At 63.8% G+C, this 25,308-nt stretch carries 22 protein-coding genes and 1 pseudogene; 13 read left to right on the top strand and 10 right to left on the bottom strand.

The genetic code is table 11. The annotated features are described in order from the left end of the window. The first annotated feature begins 314 nt into the window (after positions 1-314). From ACIQLI_RS15695 to ACIQLI_RS15665, 7 genes are all read left to right on the top strand, one after another. Positions 315-1,316 (top strand): sugar phosphate isomerase/epimerase family protein, encoded by a 1,002-nt coding sequence (locus ACIQLI_RS15695; protein ID WP_400390127.1) that lies wholly within the window; start codon positions 315-317, stop codon positions 1,314-1,316. Positions 1,317-1,320: 4 nt separating this feature from the next. Next, positions 1,321-3,081: a dihydroxyacetone kinase subunit DhaL gene (gene dhaL / locus ACIQLI_RS15690; protein WP_400390125.1), complete on the top strand. Its 1,761-nt coding sequence runs from the start codon at positions 1,321-1,323 to the stop codon at positions 3,079-3,081. Continuing rightward, positions 3,078-3,560, top strand: a complete 483-nt coding sequence (locus ACIQLI_RS15685) for a ribose-5-phosphate isomerase (protein ID WP_354230848.1) — start codon at positions 3,078-3,080, stop codon at positions 3,558-3,560. The genes dhaL and ACIQLI_RS15685 overlap by 4 nt, the downstream gene beginning before the upstream one ends. 2 nt (positions 3,561-3,562) lie before the next feature. Beyond that, positions 3,563-4,552: a 3-hydroxyacyl-CoA dehydrogenase family protein gene (locus ACIQLI_RS15680; RefSeq protein WP_400390123.1), complete on the top strand. Its 990-nt coding sequence runs from the start codon at positions 3,563-3,565 to the stop codon at positions 4,550-4,552. Positions 4,553-4,573: 21 nt separating this feature from the next. Then, entirely contained in the window at positions 4,574-5,338 is a 765-nt protein-coding gene (locus tag ACIQLI_RS15675; protein WP_400390121.1) for an SDR family NAD(P)-dependent oxidoreductase, read from the top strand. A 146-nt stretch (positions 5,339-5,484) separates the two neighbouring features. Continuing rightward, positions 5,485-6,834, top strand: coding sequence for an MFS transporter (locus ACIQLI_RS15670; protein WP_400390119.1), 1,350 nt, complete (start codon positions 5,485-5,487; stop codon positions 6,832-6,834). 3 nt (positions 6,835-6,837) lie between these two features. Next, entirely contained in the window at positions 6,838-7,674 is an 837-nt protein-coding gene (locus tag ACIQLI_RS15665) for a triose-phosphate isomerase family protein (RefSeq protein WP_400390117.1), read from the top strand. Here ACIQLI_RS15665 and ACIQLI_RS15660 read toward each other — a convergent pair. Next, the gene (locus ACIQLI_RS15660) at positions 7,661-11,236 is read right to left on the bottom strand and encodes a TM0106 family RecB-like putative nuclease (RefSeq protein WP_400390115.1); all 3,576 of its coding nucleotides are present in this window, start codon (positions 11,234-11,236) and stop codon (positions 7,661-7,663) included. The genes ACIQLI_RS15665 and ACIQLI_RS15660 overlap by 14 nt on opposite strands. A 110-nt stretch (positions 11,237-11,346) precedes the next feature. Between ACIQLI_RS15660 and ACIQLI_RS15655 the strand changes: the two genes are divergently transcribed. Next, positions 11,347-11,799 (top strand): nucleoside deaminase, encoded by a 453-nt coding sequence (locus ACIQLI_RS15655; protein ID WP_354230838.1) that lies wholly within the window; start codon positions 11,347-11,349, stop codon positions 11,797-11,799. Between the two features lie 32 nt (positions 11,800-11,831). Here the strand turns inward: ACIQLI_RS15655 and ACIQLI_RS15650 are convergent, their stop codons facing one another. Further along, positions 11,832-14,021: a hypothetical protein gene (locus tag ACIQLI_RS15650; protein WP_400390113.1), complete on the bottom strand. Its 2,190-nt coding sequence runs from the start codon at positions 14,019-14,021 to the stop codon at positions 11,832-11,834. A gap of 353 nt (positions 14,022-14,374) precedes the next feature. Between ACIQLI_RS15650 and ACIQLI_RS15645 the strand changes: the two genes are divergently transcribed. Further along, complete coding sequence (locus tag ACIQLI_RS15645; RefSeq protein WP_400390111.1) at positions 14,375-14,809, top strand: CBS domain-containing protein; 435 nt, start codon at positions 14,375-14,377, stop codon at positions 14,807-14,809. Positions 14,810-14,876: 67 nt separating this feature from the next. Here ACIQLI_RS15645 and ACIQLI_RS15640 read toward each other — a convergent pair whose 3' ends face one another. After that, positions 14,877-15,173, bottom strand: a complete 297-nt coding sequence (locus ACIQLI_RS15640; RefSeq protein WP_089594002.1) for a hypothetical protein — start codon at positions 15,171-15,173, stop codon at positions 14,877-14,879. Between the two features lie 88 nt (positions 15,174-15,261). On the opposite strand from ACIQLI_RS15640, the gene ACIQLI_RS15635 reads away from it, so the two are divergent. Further along, positions 15,262-17,709, top strand: a complete 2,448-nt coding sequence (locus tag ACIQLI_RS15635; RefSeq protein WP_400390109.1) for a Tex family protein — start codon at positions 15,262-15,264, stop codon at positions 17,707-17,709. A 118-nt stretch (positions 17,710-17,827) separates the two neighbouring features. Here ACIQLI_RS15635 and ACIQLI_RS15630 read toward each other — a convergent pair whose 3' ends face one another. The 3 genes from ACIQLI_RS15630 to ACIQLI_RS15620 all read right to left on the bottom strand — a co-directional run bounded on the left by ACIQLI_RS15630 (position 17,828) and on the right by ACIQLI_RS15620 (position 20,305). Continuing rightward, positions 17,828-18,883 (bottom strand): alpha/beta hydrolase, encoded by a 1,056-nt coding sequence (locus ACIQLI_RS15630; protein ID WP_400390107.1) that lies wholly within the window; start codon positions 18,881-18,883, stop codon positions 17,828-17,830. Continuing rightward, entirely contained in the window at positions 18,880-19,272 is a 393-nt protein-coding gene (locus ACIQLI_RS15625) for a DUF1622 domain-containing protein (RefSeq protein ID WP_354230828.1), read from the bottom strand. Before ACIQLI_RS15625 ends, ACIQLI_RS15630 begins: the two co-directional genes overlap by 4 nt. A 118-nt stretch (positions 19,273-19,390) precedes the next feature. After that, a complete protein-coding gene (locus tag ACIQLI_RS15620; RefSeq protein ID WP_400390105.1) occupies positions 19,391-20,305 on the bottom strand; it encodes an MSMEG_6728 family protein in 915 nt (304 codons plus the stop codon). An 83-nt stretch (positions 20,306-20,388) separates the two neighbouring features. Between ACIQLI_RS15620 and ACIQLI_RS15615 the strand changes: the two genes are divergently transcribed. The 3 genes from ACIQLI_RS15615 to ACIQLI_RS15605 all read left to right on the top strand — a co-directional run bounded on the left by ACIQLI_RS15615 (position 20,389) and on the right by ACIQLI_RS15605 (position 22,868). After that, on the top strand, positions 20,389-21,420 hold the full coding sequence (locus ACIQLI_RS15615) for an adenosine deaminase (RefSeq protein WP_400390103.1): 1,032 nt from the start codon (positions 20,389-20,391) through the stop codon (positions 21,418-21,420). 156 nt (positions 21,421-21,576) lie between these two features. After that, positions 21,577-22,488: a glycosidase gene (locus ACIQLI_RS15610; protein ID WP_354230822.1), complete on the top strand. Its 912-nt coding sequence runs from the start codon at positions 21,577-21,579 to the stop codon at positions 22,486-22,488. 95 nt (positions 22,489-22,583) lie between these two features. Further along, positions 22,584-22,868, top strand: coding sequence for an acylphosphatase (locus ACIQLI_RS15605; RefSeq protein WP_400390101.1), 285 nt, complete (start codon positions 22,584-22,586; stop codon positions 22,866-22,868). Between the two features lie 14 nt (positions 22,869-22,882). On the opposite strand, the gene ACIQLI_RS15600 is transcribed toward ACIQLI_RS15605, so the two are convergent. From ACIQLI_RS15600 to ACIQLI_RS15585, 4 genes and pseudogenes are all read right to left on the bottom strand, one after another. Next, positions 22,883-23,275 (bottom strand): type II toxin-antitoxin system VapC family toxin, encoded by a 393-nt coding sequence (locus ACIQLI_RS15600; RefSeq protein WP_400390099.1) that lies wholly within the window; start codon positions 23,273-23,275, stop codon positions 22,883-22,885. Next, positions 23,226-23,537 (bottom strand): type II toxin-antitoxin system Phd/YefM family antitoxin, encoded by a 312-nt coding sequence (locus ACIQLI_RS15595; protein WP_400390097.1) that lies wholly within the window; start codon positions 23,535-23,537, stop codon positions 23,226-23,228. The genes ACIQLI_RS15600 and ACIQLI_RS15595 overlap by 50 nt, the downstream gene beginning before the upstream one ends. Before the next feature lie 48 nt (positions 23,538-23,585). Then, positions 23,586-24,469 (bottom strand): annotated as a pseudogene (locus ACIQLI_RS15590) (ribokinase). A gap of 46 nt (positions 24,470-24,515) precedes the next feature. Beyond that, positions 24,516-25,289 carry a GntR family transcriptional regulator gene (locus ACIQLI_RS15585; protein ID WP_354230814.1) on the bottom strand — a complete coding sequence of 258 codons (774 nt, stop codon included), beginning with the start codon at positions 25,287-25,289 and terminating at the stop codon, positions 24,516-24,518. Positions 25,290-25,308: the final 19 nt, after the last annotated feature.

Genomic DNA, 25,308 nt, shown 5'->3' with positions numbered 1-25,308 from the left:
GCGGGCTGCGCGCTCCTGTTTCCCGCGTGCGCACCCGTTTCCGCCGTGCGCACCCGTTTCCGCCGTGCGTACCCGTTTGGCGTTGGTGGCGCACCCTTTTGGCGTTGGTGGCGCACCCTTTTGCGCCGAATGCACCACTGGTTACGGGTGCGGTCGGCGGCAAGGTTAGCGGCGCCCCACAAAGAACCGGAGTGACCCCCTTCACAAGCTAAATGTATGACATATAGGATCTAGGAAGTTTCGCGAAAGGGTTGACAGCATTGCCTGAATCGTAAATCCTATAGGAAACAGGATTCCACGAAGGAGTGATCATCATGGCGTACACCGCCGAGAATTGGCCTATCACCGCGGCCCTCCTGCAGTTCCCCGGCACTGACGCCAAGGGGCAGCAGGTCAACGACGCCGACGCTTCCGTGTGGGCTTCGGTCCTCCAGGAAGTGAAGGACGCAGGTTTTGCGAACGCTGACCTCACCGACAGCTGGGTTCGCCCGGGCGACCTCAGCAAGGACCGCCTCGCCGAGTTCAAGCAGACCGCTGACGAGGTGGGCATCGGGGTCCCTGTCATCTCCGCTATCCGCCGCAGCGTCATCCACGCAACGGACTGGGCAGACAACCTCGCCTACAGCCACCGCACCATCGACGCCGCTGCCGAGCTTGGCTGTGAAGTGGTGTCCTTCGGGCTTCACCAGGCCATCACGCAGGAGCAGCATAAACAGCTCTGGTTCTGGACCGTGGAGGGTTACAAAGATCCCGTGGGTGACAAAGAAGTGTGGGGTAACGCCGTCTCCCGCCTTCGCGAGCTCGGCAAGCACGCAGCCGAGGCCGGGGTGCTGATCTCGCTGGAAATGTACGAGGACACCTACCTCGGAACTGCTGACTCCTCGGTTCAGCTGGTCCAGGACATCGGCTTGGACAACGTCGGCCTGAACCCGGACCTCGGCAACCTGATCCGCCTGCACCGGCCCATCGAGGACTGGCGCGAGATGGTGGCCAAGACCCTGCCGTACTCCAACTACTGGCACATGAAGAACTACCTCCGGGACGAAGATGTGGCGCGCGACAGCTACATCACCATGCCGGCTCCCATGGAGAGCGGCCTCATCAACTACCGCGAGGCCTTCAAGTTCGCGCTGTCGGTCGGATTCCAGGGCATTCTCTGCACTGAGCACTACGGCGGCGACGGTCTCAGCGTTACTGCCAGCAACCAGGAATACCTCCGCCGCCACGTCCTGCCGAAGACCGCGGGCTATGAACTCGGCAAGAGCCAGGTGGCCCAAGGACGCCAGGTACCGGCTACGCAGCTCGCAGGAGTCTAGGAAGATGACCCGGATTTTTGATAACCCGGCAGATTTTGCTGATGACGCGTTGGACGGTTTTGTAGCTGCCAACCGTGGGTACGTTGCCCGCGTTGACGGCGGCGTGGTCCGCTCCACCGAAGTCCCGGCCGGTCAGGTGGCACTGGTGGTTGGCGGCGGATCGGGACACTACCCGGCGTTCGCTGGACTCGTTGGGCCTGGACTTGCCACTGGTTCGGCGTGCGGCAACATGTTCGCATCCCCGGCGGCAGGCCAGGTGTACCGGGTGGCCAAGGCTGCCAACGCCGGCGGTGGAGTCCTGCTCAGCTACGGCAACTACGCAGGTGACGTCCTGCACTTCGGCCAGGCGCAGCTCCGCCTCAACGCAGAGGGCATCGAAACGCGGACGGTCACCGTCACTGACGACATCGCCAGTGCGCCGATCGAACAAATTGAGAAGCGCAGGGGCATTGCCGGCGACCTCACCGTCTTCAAGATTGCCGGCGCCGCCGCTGAAGCGGGACTGGACCTTGACGGCGTCGAGCGCTTGGCCATCAAGACCAACCACCGGACCCGTTCCCTGGGTGTGGCTTTTGACGGCTGCACGCTTCCCGGCGCCAAGGATCCGCTGTTCCACGTGCCTGCCGGGCAGATGTCGCTCGGCCTGGGTATCCATGGCGAGCCCGGCATCTCCGAGCACACCATGCCCACAGCATCCGAGCTGGCCGAACTTCTTGTTTCGAAGCTTCTCAACGACAAGCCCGAGGACGCCGGGGACCGTGTTGTGGCTATCGTCAACGGCCTGGGAACGGTGAAGTACGACGAACTCTTCCTGCTGTTCGGCAAGGTGGAAAAGCTGCTTACGGCCGCGGGACTCACTGTTGTTGAACCCGAATGCGGCGAGCTGGTGACCAGCCTGGACATGTCCGGACTGTCGCTGACGCTGCTGTGGCTGGACGAAGAACTTGAGCAGTTCTGGGCCGCCCCCGCGGACACTCCCGCGTTCCGCAAGGGCAGCATGGCGCCCCGTGCACCCCGCGCTGAAGCAGCAATCGACGACGCCGAAACCGCCGACGTCGAACAGCCCACCGCTGCTGCGGCTGACCTCGGGCAGTTGGCCGTCGCCGTGCTCGCCCAGGTGAGGGACGTCGTCGTCGAGCATGAAGAGGAACTCGGCAAGCTGGACGCGATTGCCGGCGACGGCGACCACGGCATCGGTATGCGGCGCGGCGTTGATGCCGCTGCGGCAGCAGGCGAGGCAGTCTCCGGTTCGTCCGCGGCGCGGGTCCTGACCGCAGCAGGCGAGGCCTGGAGCGAACGCGCCGGTGGAACCTCCGGAGCCCTGTGGGGATCAGCGGTCATTGCCGCCGGGTTGTCGCTCGGGAACCGCGAAACGTACACCTCGGAGGATGCGGCGGAGGCTGTGAAGGCGTTCGTCCGCGCCATCACCGAACTCGGCAAGGCCGAGCTTGGGGACAAGACCATGGTGGACGCGCTCCTGCCCTTCCGGGACGCCTTCCTGACAGAGCTCGACGGCGGGGCTCCCGCTGACCGGGCGCTGGCAGTTGCTGCGGCGGCTGCTGAGTCCGCTGCCGCCAAGACCGCGGATTTGCGCCCGCTCAAGGGCCGGGCACGCCCGCTCGCGGAAAAGAGCCTCGGCCATCCCGATCCAGGGGCGGTCTCCTTCGGACTGATTACCTCGAGAATCTCGCAATTCATCGATTCACAACTGGCCGCGGCTGCCCCCTCGGGACAGCGGTCGACCGGAAACGGAGCCCAAGCATGAGTAACACCGAAGGCTGGCGCATCGTCGTCGGCAACGACGAAGCCGGAGTCGAATACAAGCAGGCGCTCCTGGCCTTGCTGGAAGCGGATCCCCGCGTGGCATCAGTGACGGACGTCGGCGTCGGTTTCAACGACTCCACCGCGTACCCGCACGTCGCCGTTGATGCCGCCCGCAAAGTGGCCGACGGTGAAGCCGACCGCGCACTGTTGATCTGCGGTACTGGCCTCGGCGTGGCCATCGCGGCCAACAAGGTCCCCGGAATCCGCGCGGTGACCGCCCACGACAGTTACTCCGTGGAGCGGTCCGTCCTCAGTAACAATGCCCAGGTCCTCACGCTCGGCCAGCGGGTGATTGGCTTGGAACTGGCCAAAAAGCTCGTAGGGGAGTGGCTTGGCCACCGCTTCGACCACACTTCATCCTCCGCCGCCAAGGTGGACGCCATTTGCTCGTACGAGCCCGACTACACGAAGGCAGTTTGATCATGACCACTCCAGAAGCAACCGAAGCGACAGCCGGCAACGCAGCCCGGAAGATCGCCGTCGTCGGCTCCGGCTACATGGGTGGCGGCATCGCCCAGGTGCTGGCTCTTGGCGGGGCGCGTGTTGCGCTGGCCGATGTCTCTGCCGAGATCGCGCAGAAGAACTACGACCGCCTGCTGGTGGAGTCGGACCAGTTCATCGCCGACGGACTCTTTCCCGCAGGGTCCACGGAGATCCTCAAGCAGAACCTGTGGGCCGCCAAGGACATCGAAGAGGCCGTTGCGGACGCCGCTTTCATTGAGGAGTGTGTTCCCGAGGTACTGGAGATCAAGCATCAAACCCTCGCCCGCATCAGTGCCGCTGCCCGCCCGGATGCCCTGATCGGTTCCAACACCTCCACGATTTCCATCGCTTCGCTCGCTGAAGCTGTCACCCGTCCTGAACGCTTCCTGGGCGTGCACTTCTCCAACCCGTCACCGTTCATTCCCGGCGTCGAGATCATCCCTCACGCCGGTACGGATGCCGCAACGGTTGCCGCGTCCCGCGAGCTGGTCCACGCGGCCGGTAAGCAGACCGCCGTCGTCAAGGACGTCACCGGCTTCGTGCTGAACCGTCTGCAGTACGCGCTGTTCCACGAGGCCGCGCAGCTGGTGGAGCAGGGAATCGCAACAGCGGACGACGTCGACACGCTGGTGCGTACGACGTTCGGCTTCCGCTTGCCCTTCTTCGGTCCGTTCGCCATTGCGGATATGGCCGGTTTGGATGTCTACAACTTCTGCTACAAGTCGCTGCAGACCGGCTTCCCGGAGCGCTTCGCGACGCCGAAGATCCTCTCGGACCTGGTGGACGCAGGCAAGCTGGGCACCAAGACCGGTGCAGGCTTCCTCAACGTTCCCGCCGAGCGCACTCCGGAACTCATCGCCTACCGCAACAAGGCCTACGTGGCCATGCAGAAGCTCATTGAAGAGCTTGGCCCGGCCCCCATCAACTAAGAACTTTCAGGAGAAGACCACATGACTTTCCCCGCAGAACGCACAGCAATCGTCACCGGCGCCGTTTCGGAGCGCGGCATCGGCCGGGCTACCGTCAACTACCTTGCCGCGCAGGGCTGGAACATCGGCATCATCGACCTCGACGACGCCGCCTGCAAGATCGCAGCCAAAGAAATTACCTCAGAGTACGGCGTCCAGGCCCATGGTGTTGGCGCCAACGTCGCCAGCGAAGCCGAGGTCCGTGCCGCCATTGACGAGCTTGAAAAAGAACTGCCCCAGATCGTGGCGCTGGCAAACGTTGCCGGAGTCAGCTCGCCTGTTGGCTACCTGGAACTGGAACCCGCTGAGTGGGACCGGGTCCTGAACATCAACCTCAACGGCGTCCACTACGCCACCCGCCGAGTGGCCGAATCCATGGTCAAAAACCGCATAGGCCGGATCGTGAACATTTCCTCGGTCTCCGCCCAGCGCGGTGGCGGCACGTTCTCCAAGACGCCGTACTCGGTAGCCAAGGCCGGCGTCATTGGCTTGACCCGCGCTACCGCCCGTGAACTCGGAGGGTACGACATCACTGTCAACGCCATTTCTCCCGGCCCCATCGACACCGACATCATGGGCGGCACCCTCAGCCAGGAACGCAAGGACGAGCTCACCAAGGACCTGGTAGTGAACCGTGTGGGCTCCACCCGGGACATCGCCGCCGCCATCGCCTTCCTCATCAGCGAGGACTCCGGGTACATCTCCGGCCAGACGCTGAATGTGGATGGCGGACTGTACATGCACTAGGGGCCTCCATGAAGACCTGGACCCGAGAACGCAAGATCTACCTGGCCGTGGGCGTCCTCGCCTGCGCCGTGGGCATGGTGCTCATCTTCTTCCCGCGCTGATCGCGGCTGCATTAGTTGTTTCCTGTCACTCAAAGAGGAGTTTCAATGTCTGTTGCCACCAATTCCACGAAGGAGTTGCTGGATACGCCGGTCCTCAAATCGGCCATTTCCAAGGCGTCGCGGCGGCTCATGCCAATGCTGGTCATCCTGTACGTGGTGGCTTTCCTGGACCGTACCAACGTTGGCTTCGCCGAAGCTGCGCTGGAAGTAGACAAGGGCATCACCGCCGGTGCTTACGCGCTGGGTGCCGGTATCTTCTTCATCGGTTACGCGCTGTTTGAAATCCCCAGCAACCTCCTGCTCACCAAATTTGGCGCCAAGGTGTGGCTGGCCCGCATCGCCATCACCTGGGGCATCGTCTCGGCGTGCTTCGCCTTCGTCCAGGGTGAAACGTCCTTCATCATCCTCCGATTCCTGCTGGGTGTCACCGAAGCGGGTCTGTTCCCCGGCGTCATCATGTTCCTGGCGGCCTGGTTCCCCAACAAGGTTCGCGTGAAGATGTTCGCCATCTTCTACCTGGCCCAGCCGTTCTCCCAGATGATGGGCGCACCCCTGTCCGGCTGGCTCATCAACATCGGCGACCAGGTTCCGGGCGTTGCCGGCTGGCAAGTGATGTTCTTCGTTGAAGGCATGCTGGCGGTCCTGGCCGGTATTGCCGCCTACTTCTTCCTCATCAACAGTCCCCAGGACGCCAAGTTCCTGACTAAGGAAGAGAAACGGGCTCTGTCCGATGTCATGGCGCTTGAGGACACGGTGAAGGAAGAGTCCGGCCCTCGTGGCGTCCTTGCCTCCATGCGTAACGGCCGGGTCTGGTACTTCACGGTCATCTACTTCTGCCTGCAGGTGGCCGTCTATGGCGTGACGTTCTACCTGCCACAACAGGTGGCGCAGCTGACCGGGCAAAAGGTGGGAATCGCCGTCGGACTCCTCGCAGCCATCCCGTGGTTCTTCGGCATCTTCGCCTGCTACTTCATCGGCAAGGCAGCCAACACCGTGGCGCGGCGCCGTCGCTGGGGCACCGCATTGTTTATCTCCACGGGCCTGTGCATCTTTGGTTCCGCCTGGGCCGGTGCCAACCAAATGCCCGCCCTGGGCATCATCTTCATCACCCTGGCGGTGTGCAGCTTCCTGTCCACCGGCCCTATTTGCTGGTCGTATCCGACGGCGTTCCTCACCGGAACTGCCGCGGCCGCCGGTATCGGTCTGATCAACTCCCTCGGAAACCTGGGTGGGTTCGTGGCGCCGATCCTGCGCACCACGGTCAACCAGGTCACGGCCTCGGACACCGGAACCATGGGTGTCTACGCACTGGGTGTCCTGCCGTTTGTGGCTGCGCTGCTGATGTTCGGTACCAAGCGCTTCAGCAACAAGGCCGACGAGCTGCTGGGGAAATAGAGCATGAACCTTCCTGCTCTCCCTTCTGCTACGGACTCTGCCACGGACCCTGCGCTGGAGACTGTGTTCATTGGCGTCAGCACCAAGATGTACATGGGCTACGCGCAGAGCCTGGCATGGCTGGAGCAAGTGGTGGCAGAAGTGGACGCCCGTCCGGCCCTCGCGGCCGGGCGGGTGGTCCCGTTCGTGATCCCGTCCTTTCCGGTGTTGCCCGCGGCATCGCGTGTGCTCCGGGGCTCGCCACTGGTCTTAGGCGCTCAGAACTGCGGCTGGGCTGACGGGCCGTGGACGGGTGAGGTGTCACCGTCCATGCTCGTGGAGCTCGGAGTGGGCCTCGTGGAAATCGGTCACGCTGAGCGGCGACGCTACTTTGCCGAAGACGAGGCGATGATCGCGCTCAAGGTCGGTGCCGCCGTCGATGCCGGGCTGGCTCCGCTGCTGTGCGTGGGAGAGCCCGGGGTTCTGGAACCGGAGGCAGCGGCGGATACAGTGTTCGGGCAGATCAAGGCAGCAGTGTCCGGTGATTGGTCGCGTGCCTCGAAACTGGTGATCGCCTACGAGCCCGTCTGGGCTATCGGCGCTCCTGAACCTGCCTCAGCGGCCTATGTTTCGCGGGTGGTCGGTACCTTACGTTCGGCGCTTGCCCAGCACGGGTTGGCCGGGCTTCCCATCATTTATGGAGGGTCGGCGAAACCCGGCTTGTTGCCACAGCTGGAGGGGGTTTCCGGGCTTTTCCTTGGCCGCTTCGCGCACGACGCAGTCAACTTCGGCCGGGTCCTGGACGAAGCTCTGGGTTTTTGTACAGCAGATGCCCCTAAGACGCCCTCTAAAGGGCATTAGGTGTACGAAAACTCCGCTGGCAGAGGGCCACGAAACCGCCGAGGTTTTCCAGGCCTTCCGGATGCGTTGGCAAATAGTTGGTCAGTTCAGGCGAACGCACGACGACGGCCCGCCACTGACCGCGCGACACCGCCACATTGATCCGGTTGCGGGACAACAGGAACTCCATGCCGCGGGGAACTTCGCCTGCGGCCGATGCGGCCATGGAGACGATGACCACCGGGGCTTCCTGGCCTTGGAACTTGTCCACGGTGCCCACCCGTACTTTCCCGAGGCCGGCAGACCGGAGCTCATGCTTGATGAGCTGGACCTGGGCGTTGTAGGCCGCGACCACCAGGATGTCTGTTTCCTCGAGGGGGCGGCGTTCCGGAGAGTCCGAAGGGTCCAGCCATTTCAGGCCCAGATGAGCCTGGACTTGCCGGACGACCTCAACAGCTTCTTCTTGCGAAGCAGTGGAGTTGGCGGTGTGTGTGACATACACACAGGAAATCCCGGGGTTCGCCCCTTCCAGTTCACGCATGGTTGCGGCAGGAGCGGCCTCGAGCCGGTTGTCGTAGGACAGCTCTGACACTGCGCTGCACAGCTCCGGATGCATGCGCCATGACAACGCCAGGAAGTAGCCAAGGTGGGACGGCAAGGTGTTGTGGCCGTCCGACAGCCAACCCAGGGCTGATTCATCAACGGGTTCCGGATGCTTGCCCTGAGTGACCTGGGGAAGCTGCTGTGGGTCACCGAGGAGCAGGAGCCGCTTGGCTGCCCGGCTGACAGCCATGGTGTTGGCCAACGAGAACTGTCCCGCTTCGTCGATGACCAGGAGATCGAGCGATCCGGGGGGGACTTCCTTGCCCACCATGGTCCAGGCGGTGCCGCCGATCAGGGCGCCACCCGGCGTGGCCAAGAGTTCCTCCACGTCGCCTTTGGCACAGTTGGTCCACGGCACAGGATCGTTGTGCTTGACGTCCTTGGCCACCAGGCGGGGATCGATACCCGCTTTCTCCACGGCTGCGCACAGCATGTTTTCCACCACGGCGTGGGATTGCGCCACGACGCCGACTTTCCACCCGTCGGCCACCAGCCTGGCCAGCACGTGGGCGCCAACATAAGTCTTCCCGCTGCCGGGAGGACCCTGGACGGCCAAATAGGAATGGTCCAAGTCCTTGACGGCCGCTGTGATGGCATCGATATAGCCATTGGGGCCGGAGGGAACCGTTGGAAGGTTGGTGAGGGTGCCCACCCTGGGCGGCTGCCGGCGGACCAGGTCCAGTGCCGGATCCTTGGGCCAGGAAGGCAACGCCGCGCGGAGCTTGGTGGCCAACGCGGCCAATGCAGCCCTTTGCCCGGTCGTCTGAATCGGGCTGTCCGGGGTCAGCGCCATGGGGGTCTGGACGAACTCGGTGGAGTCTTTGCGAAGCTTCTCGACGATGGTGACCGACTCGAAGTCCCCCTCTTCACCGACCTCGATGACCTCTGTCCCGCCCCAGCCCGCACGGCCCAGCACCGAGGATTCCTTGGCAGCCAGGGCATCCGGCAACGGAGACCCGTACATTCTGAAGTACTTCCTGCCCGGATCCAATCCCGCGCCATCACCGGAGCGGCCCAGCAGTTTCACGATCCGCGCAGGGTTGCTGCGAGGCGTTGGTTTCGCCCAGTCCTGCAGCAACTCCGCGTGGTCCACGATGAATTGGTCGCGGGACTCGTCCCATTGTGAAGTTGGCTTTTCCAAGCGGTCGAAGTGCCCCCACCAGTGCTGTTTGTCCTCGCGGCGGTGATACCCGACTCCGGCAGCGACGATGCCAATGGCCCGGGCCTCCAGCGTTGCCTGTTCCTCCACGGGCAGGTCGGCCACATAGTCGAACAGGGCCTTCTCTTCGGGCGGTGCCTCGTACTTCTCCGGCTCGGTGTCTGACTGTGGTCCGTCCTCCACAGGGGTGCCGGGAACGATGGAGCGTTCCGCAGCCCGGGCAAGCAGCCAGTTGCGCAGCTCCAGTGTCGACAAGCAGTCGTACTCGTTGTAGTCCCTGATACCTTCGAGAATGGCCGCAGCCTGCACGGCCTGACCAGTATCGCGGGCCGTGCAGTAGTCCGCGTAGGCCACCACGGAAGCGCCGGCGTCGGTGACGTCTCCGGAGCGCAGATGCCGGCCCATGTACAGCGGCTCAAGTTTCTTGATGCTGTAGGAGTTCTCGGAGACCCGGATGCTGTGCCGGACGGTGTCAAAGAGGTCCACCAGGACACCTTGGCGCAGGAGGTCGTCGACGGCGGTTTCACCCACCACATGCGTCAAGGACAGGTTCCTCAGTGCCGTCTTTTCGTAGGAGGCGTAGTGATAAATGTGCATACCCGGGTACATGGCACGGCGCTGGGCTACGTAGTCCAGGAAGGACACAAACGCGTGGCCTTCCTCCGCGCGTGAATGAGCCCAGAAAGGGCGGAACACCGGCTCCGCCCCTGGTTCCACGGGGTTCTCGATGACCCCAAAGAGGTACTCCAGCCCCCACTTGCCTGTGGCGGGGTCCTGCCAGAGGGGATCGCCCTCGAAGTCGAAGAAGATATCGCCCGGGTCCGGTGCGGGCAGCCTGCCGAGGGTGTTGTCCGGGAGGACGTTGTAACTGATGGCCTTGGTTTCTCCGGACTTGTCCGTGTACCTGACGGTGCCGTCGGGATTGCCGGTACCCGTTTGCAGCTGGGCTTGTTCGCGGAGCCTGAGCAGCGTGGAGTCGCCGACCGCTGGGAGTGCGGCGAGTTGGTCGATAGTGGTGACCCCGGCCTCGATGAGTTTCTTCCGGCGGCTGATGCGCATGCCGGCCACCATGAGGAGATCACGGTGCAGCTGGACTTGCTCGGCGCAATAGTCGCAACGGCCGCAGGCGGAGTACCGGGAGTCGCCCCATTCCACCGGACCGGGCTCCGAGGCATGCGTGGATGTCATGCCAAGGAAGCGTTCACGCCGTTCCTTGAAGACAGGGAGGATCTGCGAAAGGGGGTGGTCGCTGTGGACCCGGTTGCCGAGAACCAGGGTGACGGTGGGATCCGGCGTGATTCCCGCTTTGAGCAGTTGGTCTCCATACGCCGCGAGCTGCAGGAGGGCTGTGACCTTGGCATGGCGTGCCAGCTTGGTATCGAACACCGCATAAAGCCCGCCGGGCTGCTTCACCAGGAAATCGGAACGCCCGTGGAACTCACCGTCGAAGAAAGCGGCTTGAAACACCACATCGGCTCCGGAGCGCAGGGCATCGATGGATTCCGCGTGCTTGGCCGAAAGTGTGGCGCGGTCCATCGCCGTGGCGGGGACGACGTCGTAGACGCCCTTTCCGGTAGCCGCATTCCACTGCCCGAACTTGGCGACGAACTCATCCAGCACCCGATGCTCATGAACATCGCCAAGGGCAGCGCTACGTTCCAGCATGGCGTCTGCCGCGAAGTCCGGCTTGGGGGAACGGCCAAGTTTTTCGTCCAGTTTGCGGAGCAGTTGGTACTCGCAGGTGGCTGCAATGACGAGGTCGCTGGCAGAGAAGACCAGGTCCTGAGGGGCGCCCGCCATCTCCGGATCGAGGTAGAACACAGCGACCCACCTTCCTTCCGTGCCGGTTGAACTCCTTGTAGCCAAGCTATCAGCGGGCACCGACAAAATAACTTCCGGCAAACAGCGGCCGGCCACTCTAGACTGCACCCATGACTGATACAGCCCCCACCGTAGACCCGGCCTTCGAAGCCGCCTACCAGGCTGCACAAAAGAGCCTCAGCGAGGGCGGCATTCCCATCGGGGCCGCTTTGGCCCGCAACGGCGTGGTGGTCGCAAGCGGCCACAACGAACGCGTCCAGCACGGCGACCCGATTGCACACGGCGAGATGTCCGCGCTCCGGGCGGCCGGACGCCAAAAGAGCTACCGCGACACCACGCTCTACACCACCCTGGCGCCCTGCGCGATGTGCACGGGCACCATCATCCAGTTCAAGATCCCGCGGGTGGTCGTGGGCGAAGCCGAGACTTTTCCCGGCGAATTCGACCTCCTGCGTTCACGTGGCGTCGAGGTGGTGGTCCTGGACGATCCCCGTTGCGTGGAGATGATGCGCACGTTCCAGGATGAGCACCCTGAACTGTGGGCAGAGGACATCGCAGAATAACCGTCGCCGGCTACGGAGGGTCCATTGACCTGCTAGCCATCCGACGACTTTTTGGCAGCCTTCCTCGGAGCCGCCCGGCGGGAACGGGCCGCCGGAGTTGAAGGGATCAGTTCCTTGACCTGGGCCAGCACGGTGGGGTTGGCGCCCCGGGTGCCCAGGTCCTTGGCGAGGGTTTCCACCTCGGATTTTGCGGCGGCGCTGTTGTCCGACTTCGCATGGAGTTCCGTGCGCAATTCCACCAGGCCGCGGTAGGCAAGGTTGCTCGCCGCACCGGCAGACTGTTGATAGCCGGCGAGGCCGGCATCGGTCAACGCCAGCGCCCGCTGGGGATCAGCGCTATGGTGCTTGACCATCTTTTCGTCCTTGCGGCGATAGAAGTCATCACCCACAGACTGCGCGACGGCGGTGGCCGCCTTGACGCCCAAAGGCTCACCGCCAAAGCGTTCGGCGGCCTCCGTCAAAGCGTTCAACCCTCGCTCCAAGTAGGGCGACATGGACCCTTCAAACGCCAAGGTCAAGCCCACTTCCCGGGTGAAGAACTCAGGAGCGAAGCGGTCCTCTTCCCTGGTGACAGGGAAACCTACGCGCAGCGGCAACGTGTTTGACGCCTGCACGATGCCGTCCGTGGAATAGACGGCGCGAACCAGATACTGTCCGGGCGCATCGAAAGCGAAGCCCTCCACCCCGTAGGCGAGCTGGACCAGTTGGCTGAAGCGATCGCTGCCGTCGTCGTCGCCCACTGGTGCCGGCGCCAGCGTGACCATTTCCGGGAGGCCATAGAAGCAGACCACCGACTCATGCAGCACCACCGTCCCATTGGGCTTCTGGATGTACACGGTGGTGTTGCCGTAGCGGGGATCGAGCCGGCCATCCACCATGACCGGCACGTCGGTGGTATTCCGTAACCGGAACTCGATGGACACAGGTTCCATGTAGTCGAAGTGGTCCTTTGCGGAGAGGGTCAGTTCCACGTCGCTGCCCGGACCGGAGACCGTCATGGCACCCGCGGGGGATTCCAGGTGCCCTCCGGAAGCCCATGGATCGCCGCCCATGATCACGGAGGCGCGGTCTCCGTGGCGCATGTGGAGGAGCTCGTCGTCGTCGAAGCGGAAGCGGAAGTTGCCCCAGAAGGAGTCAGTGCCGTTGCGCTGATCGTATTTCCAGTCGTAGTTCATCCAGGACAGCGAGTCCGGGCGGGCCTTGTCCCAGGCATGCAGGAAGTTGAACGCGTGTCCGGCCTCGTGGACCCAGGTGTAGAGGAAGTGCCGCATGGCCCAGGCCTGATCCTGGGTGACCGGATTGGAGACAAGGTTGGTGAACCAGGAGTGGTTCCGGAAGACCGCAAAACCCTGGCGGTCCGGTCCGCGACCCGCGCCGCCAAAGCCCGCAGCGGCGTCGAACATGATGCCACCCACGCCGGCGGTGTCGAAGATGCCGGCCTGGATTCCCCACATGTTCCACGCAGGCCATCCCGAGTTGTACTTGCCGAACGAGGTCTCCATGGCGTCATGGAGTTCCCCGACATTCCAGGAAGCGAAGCCTGCGGCGGTGTCGTCGATGACTGTGTGGACCGGGTCGATGGTGACCGCGATTCCGGCGTCCGTATAGGAGGACTCGATGGTGATGGTCCGGTTGGGCAGGTCAGCGGGACGGTTGGTGTGGGCATGGCTGTTGTAGACGGGGACCTTGGGCTCGATGTCCACGGACGTGCAGTAGTCCAACTCCAAGTTCATGTCCCTGAAGGCCTCCGAACGGTAGGAGCACGCATAGGGCCGGCCGAGGATCCCGCCGGAGGTGAACGTGGCAACAGCGCCGGTCACAGCACCGTGGGACCACGACACCACTATGTCCACGGTGGTGGCAGGGTGGGTTCCTTTCCAATAGCGGACGGTCCCGACGATATGCACGTCGGTGTCGGTGAACGTCACAAGAGGTGTGTCCACAATCCAGGACTCCACATAGGTCTTCACCAACTGGTTGACACCGGCGACCTTGACGAAGCGGGTGCTGTAGAAATCGCCGCTGACCTTGTTCATGACCGGCGACTCGACGTTGCCGCGGGCGTCGATATCCAAGCGCAGGTCCAGGGCGCTTCCGATGGGGCCGGGATTGCCTTGGAAGCCTTCATAGCGTCCGCTGACCGCGGTGGGTTGGCGGCAACTCCAAAGATCTGAAGCGGGGGCAGGGGTGTAGTAGGTGCTGGGGACGTTGGGGGTGTCCATGGGGAGATCTTTCTCGGGCTGAAGCAGTCAAATATGCGATCGCCCACGCGTTCTAGGCGCAGGGGCGGCATGACGGTCCAGGGCGGGGCGGGGTGCGCGTGATGAGGCTCAGATGAGTCGAAATGGCCGATGCCCAGAAGCCGTGTGTAACCCACACTGACGATACTCCAGCGAATGGACTATATCCAGAGAAGCGAGGCCATTTTTTGGTCGCCAGGAGGTCCCCATGATCTGGTCAGCGGGACCCGCCGAGCGTAGGCTGGCATCATCGGCGCCCGGAGCCGAAGGACTCGTGCCGAAGGACTCGTGCCGAAGGCCCCGCGTCGATCACCCCAATCGATGAAGGAGGACCCATGAGTGCCGTACGTGAATTCATGACCACGAATGCGCAGTGCATCGCCGAGGATAAAACACTCCAGGAAGCCGCCATGCTGATGAGGGATCTGGACTGCGGTTCACTTCCCATCTGCGGCAGCGACGGCAAGCTCACCGGCTTCATCACCGACCGCGACATTGTGGTCAAGTGTTTGGCCGAAGGCAAGGATGCCCGCGAAGTCCTTGCCCGCGAGCTCGCCACCGGCAAGCCGTACTGGGTGGACGCCGATGCCAACGTGGACGAAGCCGTCACCATGATGGAGGAACGCCAAGTCCGCCGCCTGCCCGTCATCAGCGACCACAAGCTGGTGGGCATCATCAGCCAGGGCGATATTGCCCGCAACCACTATGCCGAACAGCGCCTCGGCGAAATGGTGGAGCACATCTCCGCCAAGGAGCACATGGCCCACTGAGCCAGTCTCAGCGGTTCCGCAGTATCCACTCCAGCAGTATCCGCTCCAGCCGCCGCGAGGCCCTCCCTTAGAGGAAAGCCTCGCGGCCCGTTCCTTCACGCAACACCAGTTCGCCTTCTTCGATGGAGACGATCAGACTCTTGGGTTTTCCCACGAGCTTCTTCGTTGCGCTGAGTTGCCTGCTGCTGACTTCCACCCCCACCGTGGCACCCTTGGCGGGAAGTTCCACCGTGACTTCGTCGGCCATCCCCAACAGCATCTTGGTGGAGATGCCGTGCTCGGACACGGCCTCCTTGCCGTTGACGGTGACGGTCACGTCATCGGCATCAAACCCGTCCTGAAGGATGATGAGCAGTTCCTGCATGGTCCCACTACAGCACTAACGGCGCCCCCGGGATAGGCCTTCCCGCCAGCCGTCTTCGGAAACTGTCGGCCACGTGAGGCAAACTGTCATGGTGACTTCAAATCTCCAACACCAGTCAGCTGATACCGCCATCCACGCCCAGATCGCCGCTGAACTCGGCGTCAAGGCCTGGCAAGTCAAGGCCGCGGTGGAACTGCTCGACGCCGGATCCACCGTCCCCTTCATCGCCCGCTACCGCAAGGAAGTCACCGGGACGCTCGATGACACCCAACTCCGCGACCTCGAAGAACGGCTCCGATACCTGCGTGAGCTGGAAGAACGGCGAAAGTCCGTCCTTGAGGCGATTGCCGCCCAAGGCAAGCTGACCCCGGAACTCGAAGCCGCCGTCGTCGGCGCTGATACCAAGGCGCGCCTTGAGGACATCTACCTGCCGTTCAAATCCAAGCGCCGCACCAAAGCACAGATCGCCCGCGAAGCCGGGCTGGAGCCGCTGGCAGACGTCTTGCTGGCCAATCCCCAGCTGGATCCCACCACCGAGGCCGCCAAGTACCTGAACGCCGAGCACTCCATCGACGACGCCACCGCAGCGCTCGCAGGAGCCCGCGCCATCCTGGTGGAGCGTGTAGGGCAGGACGCCGACCTCGCCGAAGATCTGCGGGAACGCCTTTGGAAGCAGGGACGCATGGTGTCCCGCGTCAAGAAGGGCATGGAGGCCGAGGGCCAGAAGTTCAAGGACTACTTCGAGTTCACGCAGGTGCCCTCCGGCATGCCGTCGCACCGCGTGCTCGCGCTGTTGCGTGGTGAAAAGGATGGTGTCCTGGAGTTGGATCTCGCGGAGGCAGACCCAGCCGACGACGACGCCCTGGCCGCCGCCCGCGGTAAGTACGAGAACGCTGTGGCCAAGTGCCTCGGAGTCGCCAACCAGGGGCGGCCCGCCGATACCTGGCTGATGCAAACCGCCCAGCTCGCCTGGCGCGGACGCATCCTGGACCGGCTGACCACCGATCTTCGCGGACGTATGTTCGCAGATGCCGAAGATGAAGCCGTACGGGTCTTTGCCGCCAATCTTCGCGACGTCCTGCTGGCCGCTCCGGCGGGCAACCGCGCCACCCTTGGACTCGATCCTGGTCTCCGGACCGGCGTGAAGGTGGCTGTGGTGGACGGCACGGGCAAGGTGGTCACTACGGAAACAATCTACCCGCACGCACCGGTCAAGAAGTGGGACGAAGCCTTGGCCACCCTCGGCAGGCTCGCCAAGCAGTACAACGTGGAACTTGTCGCGATCGGCAACGGCACTGCCTCCCGCGAGACGGACAAGTTGGCCACCGAACTCATCAAGTCCCTCGAAGCCACAGGTTCCAAGGGAATTCAGAAGCTGGTGGTGTCCGAAGCCGGAGCCTCCGTGTACTCAGCGTCTGCCTTGGCCGCCTCCGAACTTCCGGGCATGGACGTATCGCTTCGCGGTGCCGTGTCCATTGCCCGCCGCCTTCAGGATCCCTTGGCGGAACTGGTCAAGATCGAGCCGAAGTCCATTGGCGTGGGGCAGTACCAGCACGATGTCACTGCCGCGAAGCTGGACCGTTCATTGGATGCCGTGGTGGAAGACTGCGTGAACGCCGTGGGTGTGGACGTGAACACCGCATCGCCGGCGCTGCTGAGCCGCGTGGCGGGCGTCGGTCCCTTGCTGAGCGAGAACATCGTGGCTTACCGGAACGAGAATGGCCCGTTCGCCAAGCGCAGCGACCTGAAGAAAGTGCCGCGGCTGGGAGCCAAGGCCTTCGAGCAGTGCGCAGGCTTCCTCCGGATCACCGGGGGAGCGGAGCCGCTGGATGCCTCCAGCGTCCACCCCGAGGCTTACTCCGTGGCCCGCAAGATCCTGATAGCGGCCGGTGGCGGACCCGCCACGGCACTGGATCCGCAGTCTTTCGTGGACGGTACCTTCGGTCTGCCCACGGTGAAGGACATCATGTCCGAGCTGGAGAAGCCGGGCCGCGATCCGCGTCCTGCGTTCAAGGCGGCGTCGTTCTCAGAGGGCATCGAGAAGATCTCCGACCTCAGGCCCGGCATGATCCTTGAAGGCACCGTGACCAACGTGGCCGCTTTCGGTGCGTTCGTGGACGTCGGAGTGCACCAGGACGGACTGGTCCACGTCTCGGCGCTGTCCAACAAGTTCGTCTCGGATCCCCGCGAAATAGTGAAGTCCGGCCAGGTGGTCCGGGTCAAGGTCCTTGAAGCCGACCCCGAGCGGAAGCGCATCTCCCTGACGTTGAGGCTCGACGACGAACCCGGCGCAGCGGGCGGCCGCACCTCTGATGGGCGTGCTTCGGGCGGCCGGGACTCGGGCGACCGGACAGGTGGTCAGCGCGGCGGCGGCCAGCCCGGTCAGCGTTCAGGCCAGCCCGGCCAGGGGGCACCGCGGCAGGGGCAAGGTGATCGTCGTCAGGGCGGCGCGCGGCCGGGCAAGCCCCAGCAGGCTCCGGAGCCCGCGAACACGGCCATGGCTGAGGCACTGCGACGGGCCGGACTCGGGAAGTAGCGCCGGACTCGGGAAATTACTGCGGCCGCGCAGGCCACGAATCCTCGCCTTGTTCGCCTGACGCGCCGCACAACGGTGAGTCGGGCGAACAAGGGCGGGTTCGTCCGGTGTACGTGGGCTACAAACCCGCGGTCCTGGCTTCCCACTCCGCTGCATCCGACGGCTGGAGTGCCGTGGGAACCCAGCGCCCGATGCGCGCGAACGCTTCCCGCCGGATGGGTTCGGGAGACAGGAAGATGTCGTGGAACGCGTTCGGCAGCCGGCTCACCGTGACGGTGTCCGCCAAGGACAGCGAGCGGTGGGCCACGGCGTCCACGTTGAGGGCGACGTCGGCGGTGAGTGCATCAGCGGACCACTTTGGCTGCAGATAGCTCTTGTCCGAGAGAAGCACGAGCACGGGAACGTCGATGCCCAGACCTGCTGCCACGGTGGCTTGGCCGCGGAAGACGGCGTCGAGGAAGGCCGGAGTAACCGGGAAACCCCGGTCTGGCCGCCACTCGAGGTTGTAGTCCCACTCGCCATCCAAAGTGGCTGACACGGTCCGGGTGTAGATCCCCGGATCCACTGGCGGCAGTGGCGCCAGGGGGTGGAGCCGGGCGTGGAGCCCCACCAAGGGAGCGATGGCCCGCCTGCCCAGCTCAGTCGCTTGGAATTCCAGCCACGGACTGTTGAGGATCAACGCCGACGCCATGCCGGGATGGCGGGCAGCCCACAGGCTGAGCGTGAGCCCGCCAGTGGAGTGGCCCAACAGAATGAGCGGTCGATCCTGGCCAGGGATGCCCTGCCCCGGAACACCGGATCGTCCCATTGCTGACAGGGCTGCTGCAATGTCGGCGTCGTAGTCGGCCAGGTTGGTGACGAAGCCCGGCACCATTCCCGGGCTTAGGCTGCGGCCGTAGTTGTGCAGGTCCAGGGCGAAGAAGCGTGCGCCGGCCCGGTGCCAGAACTCAGCGACGTGGCGTTGGAAGAAGTAGTCGGACCAGCCGTGGACGTAAAGGACATCGGCGTCGATGCCAGGGGCTTCAGCAGTGTCCAGCCACGGAGCGCCGGTGTCCGGGCCCTGCCCGTCGTCTCCGACGTACCGCACCACGGTGGCGACAGCGCCGCCGTCGAGGTTGAGTGTTTGCTGCTCAAAGCCTTCGCCAAGAATGTCCGGTTCCCACGGCTGCGTCATGACGTCGATGGTAGCGGCTCGCCGGTGTCGGGGCCCTTTTCCTTCTGCCACGGCCAGCGGCCGGTGATTTCCAGTTCCAGGGAGAAGCTCAGGAAGGTCCGGATCAGCACGATGATTGCGAGGACGCCCACGCTCTCAAAGGTGGGAGTAACCGCGACGGTTCGGATGATGTCTGCGGCCACCAGGAGTTCTAGCCCCAGCAGGATGGACCGTCCCAGAAGTTGCCGGTAGGAGCGGTACGGAGAGAAGGGGGCCAGGCCACGAGCCCGTTTGGGCTGATACCCGCGCAGTGCCAGGGGAACGGAAACCAAGGCTCCGATCACCATGACTGCCACTCCGGCGAAGTCCATGTACCGGCCGACTGCTTCGATGATGTGCTGGAAATCCATGGCTCTCCTGGCGTAGGTGCTTGCACCCACCGTCTCACAAGACTCACGACGAAAGCAGCAGCCGGGTTCCGTAGAAACAGAGCCCGGCTGCCGTCGTCGTGCGTTGGTGAAGGTGCCGCTACAGCGCGGGAGCCGGGACCGGGAAGAAGACCCGGGGATCCTGCAGGAGCGCGGGGTAGTCGAAGTCGGAGCGCTTGATCACGTTGGTGACCTCGAAGTTGCGGGCGAAGCGGCCGTCAACCGTGATGGGCCGGCCCTGGATCAAGCCAACAGCGAACGTCTGGCCGTCATCGAACGGAACGGCCAGCTCGGTCTTGCCGGGCAAGGTGTTAAAGGCCTGCTCCTGTGCCTGGCGCTTTCGCGTGGGCTTCTTCTCGCGCGGTGCCACCGGACGTTTCTTGGGGCCGCCAACCTGCCGGCGGGACTTCTCCTCCGCGTAGACGAACTGGTACTCATCGGGGTCAGCAGCAGGCGTGGACTTGGCCTTGCCGTGCGGCGGCATGCTGACGGTGGTGAGCTGCTCCGGGCGGAGGTCTTCCACGTTGGAGCGCAGGATCAGGAGGCGGTCCTCTTCCGGGTCCTCAGGGTGGAACTCGTGCTTGGGTTCCGGCCACACGTATTCCAGCTTTTCTTCGATGCCGGGGAAAATCTGCGCGTAGTGCTTGGGGTCTTTGCCCAGCAGCTTGGAGCGGTGGCTGAGGTGCAGGTCCTCGTGTCCGAGCCACGGCGGCATGACAATCCGGGAGGCGTAGTCCGAGTGGGCTGCCTGCGGGGCGAACTCAGCGATGTTCGCGCGCGTGTTGTCCGGATGCCCGCGTTCCATCCATTCATCGGCCATTGCCAGCCCGTACATGGTGAGGGCAGGGACGTGGCCCATCCACATGCGGACGGCCGGGTGTTGCTGCCAACCGTACTCCGGGATCACCAAAGCGCGGAGGACCTGGAGTGCTTCGACGCGCTGTTTGCCGAGCCTTGAAGTGTCGAGCGCCTTGGCACTCTCACGGAAATCGGCGAAAGGGAGGAAAGTCTGCATCCTTTCAGTTTGAGGGTGCCGGGCGTGAGAACCAAGTTGAGTGCTCCGGGACACGTGCCTTTGTTGGGGCCTAGAGTTGCAGGGTGGAAACTTTTGACGAGAAAACTGTCACCACGGCGCCCCCGGTTGCCGAACTGCACCTGCACATCGAAGGGACTCTCCAGCCAGAGTTGATCTTTGCCCTGGCCGAACGAAACGGCATCGAGTTGCCGTACCAAGACATTGAGGAACTGCGCGAAAAGTACGAGTTCACGGACCTGCAGTCCTTCCTGGACCTCTACTACGCCAACATGGCCGTCCTGCAGACCGAGCAGGACTTCACCGACATGACGCGTGCCTACCTGAAGCGGGCAGCCGCCGGGGGAGTGCGCCACGCGGAAATCATGATGGACCCCCAAGCCCACATCTCCCGGGGTGTGGCGCTGGAAACCTTAGTCAACGGCGTGGCCAATGCCTTGGCCACCTCCGAAGAGGACTTTGGCATCTCCACCCTCCTCATCGCAGCGTTCCTGCGGGACATGTCCGAGGACTCCGCCCTGGAAGTCCTGGAGCAGCTCCTGGCCATGCATGCACCGATTGTGGGCATCGGGCTGGACTCCGCAGAGGTGGGCAATCCGCCGTCGAAATTTGAACGCCTGTACCAGCGCGCCGGCGAGGCCGGGCTCCGCAGGATCGCCCACGCGGGCGAGGAAGGCCCTGCCGGCTACATCACCGAGGCGTTGGATGTGCTCCACGTGGAGCGGATTGATCATGGCATCCGCTGCATGGAAGACACTGACGTGGTTCAGCGCCTGGTGGCCGAGCAGGTGCCGCTGACTGTGTGCCCGCTCTCCAACGTGAGGCTGCGCGCGGTGGACAAGCTGGCTGACCACCCCTTGCCCGAAATGCTCGCCATCGGCCTGAACGTTTGCGTGAACTCCGATGACCCCGCCTATTTCGGTGGCTATGTGGACGACAACTTTGAGCAACTGGCCAAGGTCCTGAAGTTCTCCGTGCCGGAACAGGCCACGTTGGCGGCCAATTCCATCCGTTCCTCGTTCGCCAGTGACTCCCGGAAATCGGTGCTGCTGGACGAGGTCACTGAGTGGGTCAAGGCTTCAATTCCGCCAGCTTAAACGACCCGGGACCCCGTCAGCCGAGACCCGTAGATCACTTACGGCGTCGGGGATGTCACACTCGGTCACGACACACGGTGTTTACCTTCTGCAGTCGCGGGAATTAACAATTCATTGGCAAACTGCAAGGGAGTATTCACCCGTTGAAGGAGAAGCATGGGCGCGAACACCGCCGAGAACACCAATCTTCGTCTGAAGGCCGTACTGGACATCCTCGCCGAAAGCGTGTGGTCCGAGACAACCCTCAACGCCGGCGAGGTCCTGGCCGAAGCGATCGTCCGCGTACCTTTCAATGATCACGAGGCTGAACTCCTCAGTGGCGGCATCCCCCGCGGCCACAAGACCCTCACCTCGGCATCGGCCAAGCTGGTGAAGGCCGGTTGGCTGGTCAAGGGCCGTTCCGGCTGGACCATTCCGGAGGACGGCTTGCGTGCCACCGTGGCTTTCCCGGACGCGGCCGCTTTCGGGGCAGCGCTCGACGCCGGAACCCCGGTTCCAGCCGATGTGGCCGTTCCGACGGCCCCGCCGGTGAAGCCTGCGGCGAAGAAAGCGGCAACCAAGCGGGCTGCAGCCAAAAAGGCAGCCGATCCCGCGGTTGCCGCAACGGACGTAGCGGAACCAAAGGTTGCAGCAGCCAAGGTGTCCGCGCCCAGGGCCAAGGCCGCCACAGCCAAGGCTGCACCCGCGGAGAAGAAGGCTGCGGCACCGAAGAAAACCACGCGCAAGGCGCCGGCCAAGGCAGCGGCGGGTCCCGCCGTCGAAACGGTGCCGCAGCCGGACGCCGTGGCAGTTGCAGGGGACTTCAACAAGATCCTGGGAGCTCCCGAGGACTGGGCGCCGCAGTACGACGAAGCCCAGATGGAGTTCAACCCGCTGGTCCAGGTGTGGACCATCACGGCTGAACTGCCCGCCGGTTTCTACACGTACAAGATCGCGCTCAACCGTTCGTGGGACGAGAACTACGGTGCGTTCGGTGCCCGCGATGGCGCCAACCACGAGTTGAACCACGACGGCGGCCCGGTCACCATCACGTACAGCCACGAGACGCGGGACATCGTGGTCGGCTAAACCTTTTTGCCGGTTCGAAACCTGCCCTTGTTCGCTCTCCTCCTCGTTCAACGATGGGCGGGACGGACAAGGGCAGGTCTCGTTAAAGTGGTTCCATGACTGACGAAGCACTGCACGTCACAGCCCGCATTACCGGCGTTGTCCAAGGGGTCGGTTTCCGCTACTGGACAGCCCGGAAAGCCGACGAACTCAGGCTGAAAGGAACGGTCCGCAACAACCGCGATGGCTCTGTGCAATTGGTCGCCGAGGGAACTGTCTCCGATGTTGAGCACCTCGTGTCCTGGCTCCACTCAACCCGCGCGCCCGGCCGTGTGGAGACTGTTGACTTTGAGCTCTCCGAAGCCACAGGGGAGTTCGACGACTTCCGGATTATCGACTAGCGAGTCAGCCGATGCTACGCCCCCGGCGACGCGGTGGTCAGGCCTGACTCTGTAGCGGCAAGAAGCAGTTCATGGTCATAAGCAACCAACTTGTCGCTCTGGAGCCGAATGGCCGTCGCCACATGAATGGCATTCGCGCTGCGAAGTTGTCCCGGACGGGCAGCTGCATACATGAGATCTGAGCGGGTTACGTCCACCAGATTGATGCCGGCCAAAACGGTGTTGACAACGTCGAACGGCATATTCCTGCGGCGCGCCGCGCAGTGAAGCTCAGTGTAGAGGAGCATGGAGGCCACCAGGTGGCCTCCGGAGGCTGCTGTCTCTACCAGGTAGGCGGCAGCGGCCGAGGATTCGCGTTCATTGACCACCAACTTCATGGCGGCGGACGTGTCGACGTAGGCGATCACCGATCGCCACGCAGACGGCCAAGATTTCGGCTGTGGTCATGTCGCTGCTGATGCGAGGCAGAAGAGTGAAGTCCACAGGCGACTCACTGGCGGGCCGGACGCTGCCTGCTTGGAGCAGCCGCTCAAAAGGCGAAGCTGATGGAGGAATAAGGGTGGCCGTCACCTCGCCATTGTTGGTGACATCAATGACTTCGCCATTCTTGACGCGTTCCAGAATCTTACTGCTCTGGTTGCGTAGTTCCCGATGCGGAATAGTTGTCATGGTTGGCCTCCGTAGCACGCAGGTTTTTTGGAGCCTCCCTGCGGGGTATCAGGCAGGCTGAACAGCAGACCGCGTCGTCTCGATGTAGTGCTCCAGCGGCTTCAATGCGGGCTGCGAGGAACTGTCCCTGACGGCGTCCGCGCCAACGGCATTGGCCGCTGCCAGGGCGTGCGAATACTCCAGCCCGGATGTCAGTGCCAGGACCAGTGCGGCGCAGAACGCATCCCCGGCACCGATGGTGTTGGCGATGTCAGTGACGCGCACGGCAGGGGCTTCGGCCACCCGTTCGCCGTCGACGAAGATGGCTGAGCCGTCGCCACCGTAGGTGACGGCAACCAAGGGAGCGTCGCGAAGGGCGGGAATCAGCTCATACTCCGTCTCGTTCACGATCACCAGGTTGCAGCGTTCCAGGAGTTCGGGAATGATCGGCGCGGCCGGGCGGCGTTGAGGACGAAGAAACCCCTTGCGCGCCGGGCAGCCTCCAACACCACGTCCTGGTCCACCTCGAGCTGGCAAAGAACGGCCTCGTCGGCACCGAAGGTTACCCCTTCCAAGGACACAGAACCGTTGGCGCCGGGGCACACCACAATCTGGTTCTCGCCCTCGCTGTCCACCAGTACCAGCGCGGTTCCCGTAGAGGCGTCCACACGGGCAATGTCCTGGACATCGACGCCGGCATCCGACATCGCGCTGATGAGGCCGAGGCCCGCATCATCCCGGCCTACTGCCCCCACCATGCGGGACGTGCCCGCGAGCCGGGCCGCCGCAACGGCTTGGTTGGCGCCCTTGCCGCCGGGCTGCTGGCGGAGGACGCCACCACCCACGGTTTCGCCCGGGGAGGGGAGCCGGCCGGCGGTGGCAGTGATGTCGAGGTTGATGCTGCCCACCACGGTCAGGGATGAGGGCGCAGCAAACTGAGGGGACGTGCTCATGGAAGGTCCTTTACGGGTGAGGTCGGTGCAGGAAATCAGGGGAAAGTCAGGAAGATTGGATGACGGAGAGGTGGCCGGCCTTGGCAGCCACCAGGCATTTGGCGAGGTAGAAGGCGTTGCCGTTCCGGCGCACGTATTGAGTGAGGACCAGGACGGGGTCGGACGGGCGCAGGCCCAGAAGCTTTGCGCGGCTGGGACCGGCGGTGCTGAGGCTGATTTCGCATTCGCCGGGTCCGAGGGACGCCCCGGGAAGACCGCCAAGGACCTCCAGGAGCGTTGATGCGGAAAGTGTGGGAGCCTCTGCTGCTTCGGCCAGGGCCTGGGCTTCGGGGATTCCCTGGGCCACGTTTTCCTGGAGGTGGGCAACAGGTTCGCCGTTCCGGATGAGCACGCTTTCCCAGAACCACACGTCTTCATCAGGCTGGACGCCGATGCCAGGGGCCACGAATTCCGACGCGGGCTGTTTGATGGCGGCAACCCGTTTGACCTGGATGTCCTGGTCCGGCCCGCCCAGGAGTTGGTCGAACGGGCGGATGTGTTCAATGCCGATGCGGGGGAGCGAGTCGGCTACGAAGCGGCCCACTCCGCGGCGTGCCCGGGTGAGACCGTCTTCTTCGAGCAACATCAGTGCTTCCCGGATGACGGTGCGGCTGACGTCCATCATGGTGCCCAGCTCGGTCTCCGTGGGGAGCAGCGAACCGGGCGGCAGGATCTTGGTGCGGATGGCCTCGGCGATGCGGGAGTAGGCCGCGACACGCAAAGGCTGACCTGGCTGGGTGGCGATGGGACGTGACAGGAACTGGACGGCGTTGTCGGTCAAGGGTGCCTCACTTGAGATG

The sequence above is a fragment of the Paenarthrobacter sp. NPDC091669 genome (assembly GCF_044756725.1).
GTDB lineage: Bacteria > Actinomycetota > Actinomycetes > Actinomycetales > Micrococcaceae > Arthrobacter > Arthrobacter bambusae_C.
This window is presented reverse-complemented; position numbering and strand designations above follow the sequence as displayed.